Raw genomic sequence first — 14,316 nt, 5'->3', positions numbered from 1 at the left:
GGCTAACAAGAGCTTACCGGTAATAGGTTTCGCAAGACGCTTAACGAACGGTCACTCGAGCAAGGATAATTAACCTAAAGATTTAGCCAATGATTTCAGGGCGAAATCCGATCCGCCGGATCGCCGGCGGCGCGTGCCGGCTTCAGGTCCGGGGCGACCGCTTCTGCAGATAGATGACGAGGCGGAAAACGACATAGAGCAGCGCCACCCCCGCATGCGAGACGACGATGAGCGGGCGGTGGCCGAAGAGTTCGGGAAAGCCGGCATACATGACGATCTCCGCCGCGGCGCAGATGAACCAAATCACCGGCCCCCAGGAAGCCAGCATCCATAGGCCGGCTGCGGCAAAGGGAAAAAACACGGCGAGCATCACCGCTGTCACCTGCCAGTGGACCGGCATCAGGTCGAAGCGCCACAGCGAGCCGGGATAGAAGCCGATAAGCCTGATCCAGTACAGGATACCGAACAGCAGGCAGTATCCTGATATGATTCGCTGGAACCAGGCGAAGATAACCTCCACCCCTGAAGGCTGAAGCACGACGCGTCTGGACGTCACCTCACTCATAGCGCGAGTTCCCGTTCACCGAGCGAGGAAAAATAGGCATCGACATCCGCGTCGTCGACCGCATCGAGGGTTGCCGGCAGCCATTGCGGCTTGGAACCCTTTTCGATGATGGTGGCGCGTATGCCTTCGTAGAAATCGTGGCCCGCGAGCATCCGGTTGAGGATGCGGAACTCCATCTTCATGCATTGATCCATCGGCAGCGTCAGGCCGGCAGTGATCTGGCGCCAGGCGACACGAAGGCTGGTCGGCGAGCGCGTCAGGATCGTCGCCAGCGTCCTTGCCGCAAACTCATCGCTCCCTGCCGCCTGCTCCAGGCTGCCGATGATATCGGCAAGCGACGCCTGCGCGAAGTGATGGGCGATCGCCTCCAGCACCTGCCTGTCCGTCTCGCGCTTCGCCGGGATGAAGAAGCCGCGCAGCACCGATTCGGGATCGCCGGTGGCGGCGAGTTGGTCGAGAAAGCCAGCCTGGTCCTGCGCCTTGATCGTATGCGTGGCCAGCCCGGACCACAACGCGTCGCCATAGCGGATACGATTGCCGGTCAGCGCCAGGTACATGCCGAAGGAACCGCCAAGATCGGGCAGCAGATGGCTGGCGCCGACATCCGGGAAAAAGCCGATACCCACCTCCGGCATGGCGAACTGCGCATTTTCCGTCATCACCCGGTGCGATCCATGAAAGGAGATGCCGACGCCGCCGCCCATGACGATGCCGTCGATCAGCGCCACATAAGGTTTTTTGAAACGCGCGATCTGGGCGTTCAGCCGATACTCGTCGGCGAAGAACTCGACAGGCGGCTTACCGGCCCGGCCGGCCTCATAGATGTGGAGAATGTCGCCCCCGGCCGAAAACGCCCTACCCTCGGCCTTGACGACGACGACGTCGACGCTCCAGTCCCGCTCCCAAGCGTGCAATGCCTTGGCGAGTGCATTGACCATGCCGTGCGTGACCGCATTGAGTGCCCGCGGCCGCGTCAACGTGACGATGCCGGCCCGGCCCAGATGTTCGAAGCGGATCTCGTCGCCTCCGCCAAAATCCATCGTGAAAGAATCCCTCCCCCGCTCCGCCGGGACTGAAGTGCTAAAGCGTGGCCCATGGCCGCGTCAATGCCGGCATGCCGGCAGCGCGTCTTGGCTCGTGCCGGAGCCTAGTGCTAAAAGAGCCGTTGTCGCCGCAACGCCGGGAACCGCACGGCGACTGCGCAGCTGTAGCGGGTTTCCAATGGGGTGTTGCTCATGGCTGGATTTGCGCGCCTCGTGCCGATGACGATCGGGCTGATCGTCATTTGCCTGGCTTTGCAACCGACCCTGGCGGCAAGCCTCGCCGATCTTTACCAGTCGCAGACCATCGTCAACGGTCGGTACGAGAAGAACCGCCAGGCCGGCTTCAAACGTTGCCTCGACGCGGTTCTGGTCCGGGTTTCCGGCGACCAGCGCCTGCCGGCGAAACCGGAGATGGCGGCGCTGCGCGACAAGGCCGGCAGCTTCGTGACGGCCTTTCGCTACCGCGATCGCATGGAAGGCATTCCCAACCATGACGATCAGGGCACGTATGATCGGCCTCACAACCTCTACTGCCAGTACAGCCCGGCGATGATCGATCCGGTGCTGGCTTCGCTCGGCAGCAGGCCATGGCTGACCGAAAGGCCACGGCTGGCGGTGTTCTTGTCGACCGAGCGCGGCGTCAGGCATTTCGCGCTCGATGCCGATGACGAGCGCGGCGTGCTGATGCGCGAGTCGTTCGGCAATGCCGCCGCGCCGATCGCCATGCAGGTAACCTTCCCCACGGCAGCGCTGCTGTCGAAGGCGGGGCTGGACGACAGGATCATGCGCGACGCCGACATGGCGAAGCTGGACACGGTTGCGAAAATGGCCGGCGCCGACCAAGCGCTTTCCGGCAGCATCGTCTGGAGCGACAAGGAGTTGGGCTGGATCGCCGACTGGCGGCTGGGGAAGGCCGGCAAGACCTACGCCTGGCAAGTGCGCGGCGTCGGCTTCGACGAGGCGTTCCGTGTCGGCATGCGCGGTGCGGCGCAGATCCTTTCGGGCAACGGGAAACCCGAATAAGGACCCGACCGGATTGCTGGCACAAACGTGTCGCATTGGTCAGCACCACGGGTGCGTGATAAAAGCCGGCCAAACGAGAGTTTTGGCGATGAACAGATTCACCCCCGCAAAACCTGCCGGCGCGCGCAGCGTCGACGACATCACCGGCAGCCGCCGCTTGCGACGCATGCGCAAGGCCGACTGGTCGCGGCGCCTGGTGCAGGAGAACAAGCTTTCCGTCGACGACCTGATCTGGCCGATCTTCGTCGTCGACGGCAGACAAGTGCGCGAGCCGATCGCCGCCATGCCGGGCGTCTTCCGCCTGTCGATCGACCTTGCCGTCAAGGAGGCCGAACGCGCGGCGAAGCTAGGGATCCCCGCGCTTGCCACCTTTCCCAATGTGGACATTTCGCTGCGCGACGAGACCGGCTCGCATATCCTCGATCCCGACAACGTCATCAACCGCGCCACGCGCGCGATCAAGGACGCGGTGCCTGAGATCGGCGTCATCACCGACGCCGCGCTCGACCCGTTCACCAGCCATGGTCATGACGGCATTCTGCGCGACGGTCTCATCGTCAATGACGAGACGGTGGAACAGGTGACCGCGGCGGCCGTCATACAAGCAGCGGCCGGCGCCGACATCATCGCGCCGTCCGACATGATGGACGGCCGCATCGGAGCGATCCGCGACGCGCTCGACGCAAACGGTTTTCAGGACGTGGCGATCATGTCCTATGCGACGAAATTCGCCTCCGCCTTCTACGGGCCGTACCGCGAGGCGGTCGGCACGGCCGGCCTGCTCAAGGGCGACAAGAAGACCTATTACATCGACCACGCCAATTCAGACGAAGCGGTGCGCGAGGCCGAGCAGGACCTGGCCGAAGGCGCCGACATGCTGATGGTCAAGCCCGGCCTGCCCTATCTCGATATCATCCGCAGGCTGAAGGACGAATTTGCGGTGCCAACCTTCGCCTACCAGGTGTCGGGCGAATATTCGATGATCAAGGCGGCGGGCGCCAATGGCTGGATCGACGGCGAAAAGGCTATGCTGGAATCGCTTCTTGCGTTCAAACGCGCCGGCTGCGACGGCATTTTGACCTATTTCGCCCCTGAGGTGGCGGAGATGCTGAGAGCATAGTTTCCTCCCAGCGCCTTCAAACCATATGCTCTTCATGGAACTCACCGGCGAATGAGCCGGTATGGCGGCTGTCTCGGCAGCCGCCACTTTCACTCTGGACATCGCATGGGCGAAGTACGGATATGCATCTTCTCGATCGCTGAAAATACTACTTGCAATTTGCAATCGGTTTGCTAGAAAGTAACTGCTTGCAAAATACAACTGGTCTGAGGAGGCTTTCCATGTCCAGACTTCGCGTCAACGCATTCACCTTGTCGCTCGACGGTTACGGCGCCGGTCCCGACCAGGATTTGAAAAACCCGCTCGGGGTCGGCGGGGAAGCCCTGCACAAATGGATGATCGGTACCCGCACCTTCCGCAAGATGGTGCTCGGAGACGACGGCGGCACAACCGATACCAACGAGGCGTTCGCGGCGCGCAGCTTCGAGAATGTCGGCGCCTGGATCCTCGGCCGCAACATGTTCGGGCCGATCCGCGGCGAATGGCCTGACGAAAACTGGAAGGGCTGGTGGGGCGACAGCCCGCCCTATCATGTGCCGGTCTTCGTGCTGACCCACCATGCGCGCGAGCCGATCGTCATGGAGGGCGGCACGACCTTTTACTTCATTACGGATGGCATCCATTCGGCGCTCGAGCAGGCAAGGGCAGCGGCCAATGGCAGCGATGTGCGGGTCGGCGGCGGCGTCGCCACCATCCGGCAGTACCTCCAGGAGAGGCTCATCGACGAGATGCATCTGGCGATCTCGCCGGTGCTGCTCGGCTCCGGCGAGCACCTCTTCGCCGGGATTGATATGCCGAAGCTCGGCTACGCGTGCAGCGAACAAGTAGCGACGCCGCTTGCCACGCATGTCGTCATCAAGCGGACTTAGGAATTAGTTGTCTGCGACAGTGGGAATTGGCAACCCTTGGTGCAGATCCTTTCTCCCCGTCACTATACGGGGAGAAGGACAAACTCTCGTTCAATACTTCTCGGGCACGTAGAGCTCGCGCGGCAGCACCTGGCGCTCGTATTCGGGATTGAAGACCCGCTCGGGCAGCGTGATCTCCTCGTGCGGCACCTCTTCATAGGGAACCTGCTGCAAGAGGTGGTCGATGCAGTTCAGCCGAGCGCGCTTCTTGTCGTTGCCCTCGACGATGAACCAGGGCGCCTCCGGAATGTTGGTACGGGCGAAGGTCTCTTCCTTGGCCTTGGTGTACTGTTCCCAGCGCACCCGCGACTGCAGGTCCATCGGCGACAGCTTCCACTGCTTCATCGGATCGTGGATGCGCATCAGGAAGCGCATCTGTTGTTCCTCGTCGGTGATCGAGAACCAGTATTTGACCAGCGTGATGCCCGAACGGACCAGCATGCGCTCGAACTCCGGCACGTCACGGAAGAATTCCTCCACCTGATCGGGCCCAGCGAAACCCATCACCCGCTCGACGCCGGAACGGTTGTACCAGGAGCGGTCGAACAGAACGATCTCGCCGCCGGCCGGCAGGTGCGGCACATAACGCTGGAAATACCATTGCGACGTCTCTCGCTCGGTCGGTGCCGGAAGCGCCACGACGCGGCAGATCCGCGGGTTGAGCCGCTGGGTGATGCGCTTGATGACGCCGCCCTTGCCAGCCGAATCGCGGCCTTCGAAGATCACCACAAGCTTCTTCTTGTGGTAGGCGACCCAGGATTGCAGCTTGATCAGCTCGGATTGCAGCCCGATCAGGTCGCGAAAATACTGCATGCGGTCGATAGAAGGCGGATGCGCGTTCTTGTAGATCCTGGCGATCTCCAGCGACAGCGCCGGTTCCGACATCTCCAGTTCATAGTCCTCGTCGAGCGTGTCGGCGAGTTCGGCTTCCAGCCAGTCCCGGGCGCCGGACTTGGGTATGGATTCATTCATCGGTGTTCCTCCATCTGCAAGCTGCCGCCTCCGGCAACGACCGGGCGCACTGGTCGCGTCCTGACGGCGGCGCGCAACGCCCTGATCGACTGAGTATAGGCCGGCAATGACGGTTTTATTGCAGGGGCACGCCACGGCCGCTCATCGGTGTGCTGGGGCCGGAGGGCGACAAGCCGCACGGATTGTCCTACAAATCCAGCAACCTGATCGGGCCATTCTTCTCAATCGCGAGGACTGACATGGAATACCGCACTCTCGGCCGTTCCGGCCTGAAGGTTTCGGCGCTGACGATGGGCACCATGACCTTTGGCGGCGCCGGCCCGTTCGCGGCTGTGGGCAACAGCGATCTCGCCGAGGCGAAGCGCATGATCGATCTGTGCATCGATGCCGGCATCAATCTCATCGACACGGCCAATGTCTATTCGGACGGCCTGTCGGAGGAGATCATCGGCGAGGCACTCGGCGGCAAGCGCAGGAACGACGTGCTGATCGCCTCCAAGGCGCGCATGCGCATCGGCGACGGTCCCAATGACGAAGGCCTGTCGCGCCATCATTTGATCCGCGAATGCGAGAAAAGCCTTAAGCGGCTCAAGACCGACGTCATCGATATCTATTTCCTGCACGAATGGGACGGCGTGACGCCACTCGAAGAGACCATCGCCGCGCTCGACACGCTGGTCGGCCAGGGGAAGATCCGCTATATCGGCTGCTCCAACTATTCCGGCTGGCAGGTGATGAAGGCGCTCTCCATCAGTGACACCCGCCATCAGCCGCGCTTCGTCACCCAGCAGATCCACTACACGCTCGAAGCACGCGAAGCCGAATACGAGCTGCTGCCGATCTCGGTCGACCAGGGATTGGGCGTGCTGGTGTGGAGCCCACTGGCGGGAGGCCTGCTGTCGGGCAAGTATCACCGTGACAGCCCGACCGCGCGCCAGGTCGCCGGCTGGTCCGAACCGCCAATCCGCGACGAGGACCGGCTGTGGCGGATCGTCGATGTGCTGGTCGAAATCGGTAAGGCCCGCGGTGTGTCCGCCGCACAGGTGGCGCTTGCCTGGCTGCTTGGCCGGCCGGCTATCAGCTCGCTTGTGATCGGCGGGCGCAACGAGGCCCAGTTCAGGGACAATATCGCGGCGGCCAGCCTGACGCTGGCCGGCGAGGAACGTGATCGCCTCGACGCGGTCAGCCGCCCGCCCCTGCTCTATCCCTATTGGCATCAGCAGCTGACGGCAAAGGAGCGTTTCGGCGCCGCCGACCTTGTGATCGACCGAAGCAGCTTATAGGAACCCTGGTGCTGGCTCCGAGACGTCGGAAGGCGAACGACGCGTAGTCAGCCCACAAGAACAGCAAAAAAGGAGCCGCTATGGCACGAGCACCAAATTACGATCAGGAACGCAAAGAACGCGATCGCCAGAAGGCGGCCAAGAAGGCCGAAAAGCTGGCGGCCAAGGCTGCGGCGCGGGAGCGTCAGAAACCCGAGACTGACGCCGAGATTGAAACAGAGGAATGACGGCGCGCGGCGGCAATCCGGCCTGGATCAGGCCGGCGCCTTGTCGCTGACGAAGACGTCCACTTCACGCGCCGCCGCGATAAAGGCGCGCCTTGCGTTCATGGCCGGCTTGTCGCCGGCCAGCGCATCGTGGCAGGCCTGCAGCGCCGCGCGATGCTTGGGGGTGCGCTTGCCGGGCCAGCTGTTCATGAGATAGTCGGAAGCCTCGCGGGCCGAGCGTAAGAGCTGTGTACTTCCCGCCGTGACTGATTTGACGGTCACGGGTACTTCAAATCGGTTGTTTTCCATCGCCCGGTCCTACGCCATCGGCGTCCGCGAAGCGAGGCCGAAAGTGGGGCTCGGGGCCGGTGGTCCTTTTTTCGGCGGCGAGTGGCCTGCCCTGCAGGCCGCATTATGCCGCCACGACGGCAAATCCCCTGGCGCGAAGGCCGCGGCGATCATTGGCCAGCGACGTCAACAGACGGTCGCGACTGCCCACGATATGCTGCGAGAGCAAGCGCGCGGCTTCCTGTGCATCGCCGCTCCGCACGGCGGCCAGGATGGCATGATGTTCGGCCCAGGCGCGGCCAAGGGCCGCTCCATCGCGTACCTCCAGCCAACGGGCGCGCGAAAGCCTGGTCATCGCGTCGCGGACGGCTCGAAACAGGAATTCATTGCCGGACAGTCGCGCCAGCTCGATGTGGAAATCCATGCCGACGCGATGCCATTCCTCGCGCGGAGTGTCGTCGTCGCAGGAGACGAGCATAGCCTCGATGACATCGACGGCACTTCTGTCGGCAAGCCCGCATGTCAGCCGCAAGGCCGCGACCTCGACCGCTTCGCGGTAGACCGCGATCTGCTCGAGTTCGGCCAGGTTGATGGGCGAGACCGTCCAGCCGCGCCCGTCCCTGCCGACCAGCCCTTCGGTTTCGAGCCGCAGCAGCGCAGCCCTGACCGGCGTGCGCGAGGCGCCGAAGCGGCTTTCGATCCAGCGCTCGGTGAGTTTCTCACCCGGGCCGATCTCAAGTCCAAGGATCATCTCGCGGAGCTGCCGTTCGACGTTGTGCATCTGCGACATCGTTGTTGCCTTTTCACGTGCCCGCATTGACAGCGGTCGGGCTGTGGGTCCATGACGGATACCGACTTGGTATCCCAAAATGGTATCCACAACAATCCCTGGCACACGCAGGCACGGCATGACGCAGAACGATACGGAACAGGGCGGCTACAATATCCACTGGCGGCGCAATCTCGCCGTCTGCTTCGCGGGTTCGTTCAGCACGCTCATCGCCATGACCCTGCTCTTGCCGTTCCTGCCGCTCTATGTCGAGCAACTGGGCGTCGAGGGCCATGCGGCGATCGTGCAATGGTCGGGCATCGCCTATGGGGCGACCTTCTTCGCGGCGGCGCTCGTTGCGCCGTTATGGGGACGGCTCGGCGACCGCTACGGCCGCAAGCTGATGCTGGTGCGCGCCTCCTTCGGCATGGCGATCTGCATGTCGCTGACCGGAATGGTCGAGACGGTCTGGCAACTGGTGCTGCTGCGCCTGCTGATCGGCTTTGCCGGCGGCTATTCCTCCGGCTCGACCATATTGGTGGCCATGCAGACGCCGAAGGACCGCTCCGGCTGGGCGCTCGGTGTCTTGTCCGCTGGCATCACGGCAGGTTCGCTGGTCGGCCCCCTGCTCGGCGGCGCGCTGCCGCCGGTAATCGGCATCCGCGCGACCTTTCTGTTGTCCGGCGGCGTCATCTTCCTTGCCTTCCTGGCGACGACATTCCTGATCAAGGAGAACCAGCGCTTGCAAGCAAGCAAAGCCGCGACGGCGGCAAAGCCGAAGAGCGGCTGGTCGCAAATTGTCGACAAGCGTCCGGTCGTGGCCATGCTGACGACCGGCATGCTGCTGGCCTTCGCCACCATGTCGATCGAGCCGATCATCACCGTCTATGTGCAGCAGCTGATCGAGGACCAGAGCCGGGTGACGCTCGTTGCCGGCGTGGTGATGTCGGCGGCCGCCCTCGGCGCCATCCTGTCGGCGTCGTGGCTTGGCAGGCTCGCCGACCGCGTCGGTCATTGGAACGTCGTCGTCGGCGCGCTGGCCGTGTCGGCACTGCTGCTCATTCCGCAGGCCTTCGTCACCGACGGCTGGCAACTGATCGGGCTGCGCTTCCTGATGGGCCTGGCGCTCGGCGGTTTGCTGCCTTGCATCACCAGCGTCATCCGCCACAACATTCCCGACGGCGTCGGCGGCAACGTGCTCGGCCTTTCGATCTCGGCCCAATATGTCGGCCAAGTCGCCGGACCGCTTGCCGGCGGTTTCGTCGGCGGCCATTTCGGCATGCGGGCGGTGTTTCTCGGCACGTCGGTGCTGATGGCGCTCGGCGCGGTCTACAACTGGATTGTCCAGGCGCGGCGGACGCGGCATATGTTGATGGAAGCGAGCAAGCCCTGACAAGCTGCCCAGCCAATCAACCGAAGGAGCGTCGACATGAACCTGGCCGAAACGACCGGCAGCCGTCTGCTTGTGCTCGCCGCCGGCATCGTGGGCGCGGCGGGCGTGGCGCTGTCGGCGGCCGCCGCACATCTCGGCGGCGCCTTCACCGGTACGGCGGCATCGTTCCTGCTGATGCACGCACCGGCGTTTCTGGCCGTCGGTCTCCTCGACGCGAATCGCCCGCTGCGGATAGCCAGCATGGTGCTGCTCGTCGGGCTCGTGCTTTTCACGGGCGATCTTCTCGCCCGCGATTTTCTCGGATCGAGGCTGTTTCCGATGTCGGCGCCGATCGGAGGCACCCTGCTCATCGCAGGCTGGCTGACCATAGCTGTCTCCGCCGTGGTGCGTCGGCGACCCTGAGATGCGCGGCCGGTTTCAATCCCGGCGACGTTCAAGTCGGATCCAAAGATCGCGGTTGCGCGCCGAGAGCGTCGCGCGGCGCGGCGCCTCTGGCCGCTCCGCGGCCGTGCCGATGCCCCAATAATTGCGATAAATGTCGTCGAACAGATGCTTCATGGGATGCATGGCTCTTCTCCTCTTGATTTGAATTGAATCGATCCAATAGGCCGACGCAAAAAATTCACGCCAGTCAGCTCCGCTTGCGCGCCACCAGGAAGCGCAGATCGCGAATCCACGGGCTTGTTCCGCCGCGGCGCTTGGACTTGTTGGCGGCCGACCCGATGCTCCAGTCGTTGCGGTAGATGTCTTCGAACAGATAGTTAACAGGATGCATGGCGCACCTCCCATCTAGGTTTAATCCAGCAGGCAGATCTTAGTTGGATCGATTCAAAGATAGGCCTATGGAAGCCGCCGGTCAAGCAAAATTTGAATCGATCCAACGAAAGTGCTAGATGCAAATCGGGAACGTGCTAAATGCATGTCAGGAGGCACGCGCAAATGGCGTCACTCACCGCAGGCAATCGACGACCCGTCCGGCTGGCCGACATCGCCAAGGCAGCCGGTGTTTCGCACGGCACCGCCTCCAACGTTTTCAGCCGCCCCGAGATCGTGCGCGAAGAAGTCCGCGAACGGGTCCGTGCGGCGGCCGAGGCGATGGGCTATGCCGGCCCCGATCCCAAGGGCCGCCTGCTGCGGGCCGGCAAGGTCAACGCCATCGGCGTGGCCACCGCGGAGCCCCTCTCCTATTTCTTCGAGGATCCCTTCGCGCGCGTGATGATGGCCGGTATCTCGCAGGCCTGCGATGCGACCGGGGCCGGTATCTCGTTAGTCTCGGCGGCCAACACCGAACAGCTTGCCTGGAATATCCAGAGCGCCCTTGTCGACGGCTTCATCGTCTTCTGTATCGAAGGCGGCTCGCGCCTTGTCGAATTGGCGCGTGAGCGCAAACTGCCCTTCGTGGCGCTGGACCTGGATTCGGAGGATGGATCCGTCGCGGCGATCGGCGTCGACAACATCGCCGGCGCCAGCCTGGCGGCGCGCCATCTGACGGAACTCGGGCATCGCCGCTTTGCCGTGCTGGCGCTGCCTTTCGCCGACGGCAGGACAGGCATCATTTCGCCCGAGGAGCTTCGCGCCGCAGCCTATGCCGGGACACGCGATCGCCTCACCGGTTATTTCCGGGAGCTTTCGCGGGTTGGCATCGACACGTCCAAAGTGCCCGTGTACGAAACCGCCAACGATGCCTCCAGCACAAAGGCCGGGCTGGAAACCATCTTTGCTTCCGGCGAGCCACCCACGGCCATCCTGGCGATGTCGGACAGGATGGCCTTGGCAACGCTTGAATGGCTGAGCGCGCGCGGGCTGAATGTCCCCGATGATGTTTCGGTCATCGGTTTCGACGGCGTTCCCGAAGCAGCGCTATCCGAGCCGCCACTGACCACCGTCGCACAGCCGATCGCCGAGATGGGCCGGCTTGCGGTCAAGGCGATCCTGGAAAACGACGGCAAGGTCAGTCGGCAATTGCTGCCGGTCGAACTGATTGTGCGCGCCTCCTCGGCTCCACCGCGCCGCTGAACCGACTCGCCGACCTCAGCGGTTGGCTCTAGCCACGGCCGAGATACCGAACGACGCCTGGACGGGCTTGGCGTCCTTTTGCGTCGTCCTGGCTTTCCCCGAACCCCCGATGGTCGACAACCATTCGAGGTAGAAAGCGAGCGCGAACTGCATGGCGATGCCGGCGGCGAGCAGCAGGCTGTCATAGGCGAGGCCGCCGGGATTGATCAGCTTCATTACCTGGGCGACCATGGCGATCAGCGTGCCGGCGATGAACACCGGCAGCGAGCGCTTGCCGAGTATCGCCAGCGGATGGTCGGGTCCGGTGCGGAACAGGTTCGAGACCGCAGGCAGTGCCACCACCAGATAGCTGACCGCCAGGATGTGCAGCAGCCGCGGGAGCGACAGGAATGTCTTGTCGAAGCCGGTCAGCACCACCGGCAGGTCGAACCAGGTCACCTGGCCCCAAAGCGGACTATGCACCCATGCCAACGCGGCCAGCACATAGGCAGCGGCGGGACCGATCAGCCAGCGGTTGGCTGGAATGACGCCGCCGCGCCTGACATGCAGCATGGCGGCAAGGCCGATGTTGAACAGGAACTGCCAGGACAGCGGATTGAGGAACCACAGGCCGGGCTCGGGATAGTTCGGCGGGGCGATCTGCCAGATGCCGGCTACAAGCCACAGCAGGCCGGACACGGTCAGCGCTGCAAGCGGCCTGTAGCTGATGAACAGCAAGAAGGCCGGCGCCAGCAAAAGCAGCACCGCGTAGACCGGCAGGATGTTGTTGTAGCCGAGTTGGTGGCCGAGCGTGACGATGCCGACCAGCACCTCGGGCGTGTCCTTCATCAGCGGTTCGATGTTGATCAGCTTCAGCAGTTCCGGCCGCCGGCCGAACACCGCCGCGGCACAGAACAATGCCATTACCGCCATCGTGGTGACGATATGGGCGATATAGAGCACGCCTGCCCGCCGCCACATTTTCAGCGTCGCGAGCAGCCGGCCTCCCGGGCGGAACTTCGTGCCATAGGCAAGCGCGACCGAAATGCCCGATATCAGCACGAAAGCCTCGGCCGCATCCGAAAAGCCGAAATTCTTGTAGGTCAGGGTGTCGAAAGCCGTGCCCGGCACATGGTCGACGAAGATCGTCAGCAGCGCGAGCGCACGCAGCACATCGATGCGCGTATCGCGCTCGGTTGGAACTGGGGTGGTCATCGACAAAAGGCCTCAAAGCTGGTTGTTCATGCCCAGCAATGCGACCCCCGGCGCACCGCTTCGATTCCTCCGCGATGGAGTATATCGGCGCAGAAACGGACTGAAATGCGCCCGGTTCAATCAACTTTCGCGGAGCATGAAAATATTGCGTTTTGAAGCCGGCAAATTGAGTGAAACGAAATGTAATCAAAAGGATACGGCATGAGCGATACAAGCGTCGAAAACAGCCTGCCGCGGCTGGATCTGGCCTTTCCCTATCGCTTCTTCGGATCCGGCGGGGCCAGCGACGAATGCCTGTTCCTGCTGCATGGATCAGGTGTCGACGAGACGACCCTGGTGCCGCTGGCGAGGCAGATCGCACCGCATGCCTGCCTGGTCGCCGTGCGTGGCCGCATCGTCCAGGACGACGGCTTCCGCTGGTTCGAGCGGATCACGCCGACCAGCTTCGAGCAGGCCAGCATCCGCCGCGAGACGGCCGCTTTCGCGCGCTTCGTGGCCGAGGCCATGGAGCGGCACCGGATCGATCCGAAGCGCATGGCCTTTCTCGGCTATTCCAATGGTGCCAATCTGGTTTCCAGCCTGATGCTGCTCCATCCCGGCCTTGTCGGACGGGCGGCACTGCTGCGGCCGATGCCGGTGCTGGACGAGACGCCGGCAACCGATCTGACCGGCATCAAGGCGCTGATTGTCGCCGGCGCCGCCGACCTGACCTACGGACCCTTCGCGCCGGCGCTGGTAACGCTGCTCAGCCAGCGCGGCGCCGAGGTCGACGCGCGTATCGTCGCTTCGGGCCATGAAATCGGCGACCCCGATGCCGCGATCGTGCGGCAATGGCTTGCCCCGCCCGCTCCTGCCGCCTGACGGGCAAGACGCGGATCGCTGCGCTCAGCCTGTTTCAGCGATGCCGGCCTGCGCCCCGGCAATCAGCAAGTCGAGGCCGCTTTCGAACAGCGCCTCGTGACCGCCCGCACGATAATCGGCCAGGGCCTGGCTGAGCAGCGGGTAACCGCTTGCCTTGGCATCGAGCGCCGCACCTCGACCCGGGCCGGCCGGATATTCTGCCTGTTCCTCGAGGACGCAGCCCACCGTGTAGCGCCCGACGATCATCAGCAACCGCATGGCCATGACGGAAGGCATGCCGGCCTCGCGCAGAAAGGTGAGCAACCGTTCGACATGTTCGAGATCGCCCGGATCGGCCTCGGTACCGGCATGGACGCGCGCACCGTCGCGATAGGCCATCAAGGCGCCGCGGAAGCTGCGGGCGTTGTTGCGTACGAATTCCTGCCAGCTCTCGCCCGGCAGCGGCACCTGATGTCCATGGCCGCGCCGCAGGATCTCCTCGTTCATCGCGTCGAGCAGGGCGCGCTTGTTCCTGAAATGCCAGTAGAGCGCCGGCTGCTGGACCTTGAGCCGCTGCGCCAGCAGCCGGGTCGAGAGCGCATCGATGCCGACGTCGTTCAGCAGGTCGAGTGCCGCCGCCACGATCAGCGCCTTGTCCAGCTTCATATGCACCTCGCTTGCCCAGCCAATTTATCG

The 14,316-nt window shown here is 63.6% G+C and carries 18 protein-coding genes; 9 read left to right on the top strand and 9 right to left on the bottom strand.

The annotated features are described in order from the left end of the window. Positions 1-142: 142 nt before the first annotated feature. Both LB541_RS19225 and LB541_RS19220 read right to left on the bottom strand, forming a co-directional pair. Positions 143-565, bottom strand: a complete 423-nt coding sequence (locus LB541_RS19225; protein ID WP_224619344.1) for a DUF6163 family protein — start codon at positions 563-565, stop codon at positions 143-145. Next, positions 562-1,605: an enoyl-CoA hydratase/isomerase family protein gene (locus LB541_RS19220; protein WP_140521769.1), complete on the bottom strand. Its 1,044-nt coding sequence runs from the start codon at positions 1,603-1,605 to the stop codon at positions 562-564. Before LB541_RS19220 ends, LB541_RS19225 begins: the two co-directional genes overlap by 4 nt. 195 nt (positions 1,606-1,800) lie before the next feature. Between LB541_RS19220 and LB541_RS19215 the strand changes: the two genes are divergently transcribed. The 3 genes from LB541_RS19215 (at position 1,801) to LB541_RS19205 (ending at position 4,620) form a co-directional block, all read left to right on the top strand. After that, positions 1,801-2,631: a DUF2066 domain-containing protein gene (locus LB541_RS19215; RefSeq protein WP_140560571.1), complete on the top strand. Its 831-nt coding sequence runs from the start codon at positions 1,801-1,803 to the stop codon at positions 2,629-2,631. Positions 2,632-2,719: 88 nt separating this feature from the next. Next, positions 2,720-3,751 carry a porphobilinogen synthase gene (hemB, locus tag LB541_RS19210; protein WP_224619343.1) on the top strand — a complete coding sequence of 344 codons (1,032 nt, stop codon included), beginning with the start codon at positions 2,720-2,722 and terminating at the stop codon, positions 3,749-3,751. 221 nt (positions 3,752-3,972) lie between these two features. After that, the gene (locus LB541_RS19205; protein ID WP_140557014.1) at positions 3,973-4,620 is read left to right on the top strand and encodes a dihydrofolate reductase family protein; all 648 of its coding nucleotides are present in this window, start codon (positions 3,973-3,975) and stop codon (positions 4,618-4,620) included. A 90-nt stretch (positions 4,621-4,710) separates the two neighbouring features. On the opposite strand, the gene ppk2 is transcribed toward LB541_RS19205, so the two are convergent. Next, a complete protein-coding gene (ppk2, locus tag LB541_RS19200; RefSeq protein WP_140494062.1) occupies positions 4,711-5,631 on the bottom strand; it encodes a polyphosphate kinase 2 in 921 nt (306 codons plus the stop codon). Between the two features lie 239 nt (positions 5,632-5,870). Between ppk2 and LB541_RS19195 the strand changes: the two genes are divergently transcribed. Together LB541_RS19195 and LB541_RS19190 are read left to right on the top strand one after the other, a co-directional pair. Then, a complete protein-coding gene (locus LB541_RS19195; protein ID WP_140515679.1) occupies positions 5,871-6,914 on the top strand; it encodes an aldo/keto reductase in 1,044 nt (347 codons plus the stop codon). Positions 6,915-6,994: 80 nt separating this feature from the next. Beyond that, positions 6,995-7,141, top strand: a complete 147-nt coding sequence (locus LB541_RS19190) for a hypothetical protein (protein WP_140494066.1) — start codon at positions 6,995-6,997, stop codon at positions 7,139-7,141. 27 nt (positions 7,142-7,168) lie between these two features. Here LB541_RS19190 and LB541_RS19185 read toward each other — a convergent pair whose 3' ends face one another. Together LB541_RS19185 and LB541_RS19180 are read right to left on the bottom strand one after the other, a co-directional pair. Further along, positions 7,169-7,402, bottom strand: a complete 234-nt coding sequence (locus LB541_RS19185; protein ID WP_246670991.1) for a DUF982 domain-containing protein — start codon at positions 7,400-7,402, stop codon at positions 7,169-7,171. Between the two features lie 130 nt (positions 7,403-7,532). Further along, positions 7,533-8,198 carry a GntR family transcriptional regulator gene (locus tag LB541_RS19180; RefSeq protein ID WP_140494070.1) on the bottom strand — a complete coding sequence of 222 codons (666 nt, stop codon included), beginning with the start codon at positions 8,196-8,198 and terminating at the stop codon, positions 7,533-7,535. A gap of 118 nt (positions 8,199-8,316) precedes the next feature. Between LB541_RS19180 and LB541_RS19175 the strand changes: the two genes are divergently transcribed. Next, a complete protein-coding gene (locus LB541_RS19175) occupies positions 8,317-9,570 on the top strand; it encodes a multidrug efflux MFS transporter (RefSeq protein WP_224619341.1) in 1,254 nt (417 codons plus the stop codon). 36 nt (positions 9,571-9,606) lie between these two features. Then, positions 9,607-9,972, top strand: a complete 366-nt coding sequence (locus LB541_RS19170) for a DUF423 domain-containing protein (protein ID WP_140515673.1) — start codon at positions 9,607-9,609, stop codon at positions 9,970-9,972. Positions 9,973-9,987: 15 nt separating this feature from the next. Here the strand turns inward: LB541_RS19170 and LB541_RS19165 are convergent, their stop codons facing one another. Together LB541_RS19165 and LB541_RS19160 are read right to left on the bottom strand one after the other, a co-directional pair. After that, positions 9,988-10,137 carry a hypothetical protein gene (locus LB541_RS19165; protein ID WP_181165119.1) on the bottom strand — a complete coding sequence of 50 codons (150 nt, stop codon included), beginning with the start codon at positions 10,135-10,137 and terminating at the stop codon, positions 9,988-9,990. 64 nt (positions 10,138-10,201) lie between these two features. Then, a complete protein-coding gene (locus LB541_RS19160; RefSeq protein ID WP_140494076.1) occupies positions 10,202-10,345 on the bottom strand; it encodes a hypothetical protein in 144 nt (47 codons plus the stop codon). Positions 10,346-10,509: 164 nt separating this feature from the next. Here LB541_RS19160 and LB541_RS19155 point away from each other — a divergent pair, with 164 nt between their 5' ends. Then, complete coding sequence (locus LB541_RS19155; RefSeq protein ID WP_224619339.1) at positions 10,510-11,586, top strand: substrate-binding domain-containing protein; 1,077 nt, start codon at positions 10,510-10,512, stop codon at positions 11,584-11,586. 15 nt (positions 11,587-11,601) lie between these two features. On the opposite strand, the gene LB541_RS19150 is transcribed toward LB541_RS19155, so the two are convergent. Next, the gene (locus LB541_RS19150) at positions 11,602-12,780 is read right to left on the bottom strand and encodes an OpgC family protein (protein ID WP_140560565.1); all 1,179 of its coding nucleotides are present in this window, start codon (positions 12,778-12,780) and stop codon (positions 11,602-11,604) included. Positions 12,781-12,981: 201 nt separating this feature from the next. Here LB541_RS19150 and LB541_RS19145 point away from each other — a divergent pair, with 201 nt between their 5' ends. Then, positions 12,982-13,641: an alpha/beta hydrolase gene (locus LB541_RS19145; RefSeq protein WP_140494082.1), complete on the top strand. Its 660-nt coding sequence runs from the start codon at positions 12,982-12,984 to the stop codon at positions 13,639-13,641. Positions 13,642-13,665: 24 nt separating this feature from the next. Here LB541_RS19145 and LB541_RS19140 read toward each other — a convergent pair whose 3' ends face one another. Continuing rightward, on the bottom strand, positions 13,666-14,286 hold the full coding sequence (locus tag LB541_RS19140) for a TetR/AcrR family transcriptional regulator C-terminal domain-containing protein (protein WP_224619337.1): 621 nt from the start codon (positions 14,284-14,286) through the stop codon (positions 13,666-13,668). Between the last annotated feature and the right edge of the window lie 30 nt (positions 14,287-14,316).

The organism is Mesorhizobium sp. BR1-1-15 (genome assembly GCF_020165475.1).
GTDB lineage: Bacteria > Pseudomonadota > Alphaproteobacteria > Rhizobiales > Rhizobiaceae > Mesorhizobium.
This window is presented reverse-complemented; position numbering and strand designations above follow the sequence as displayed.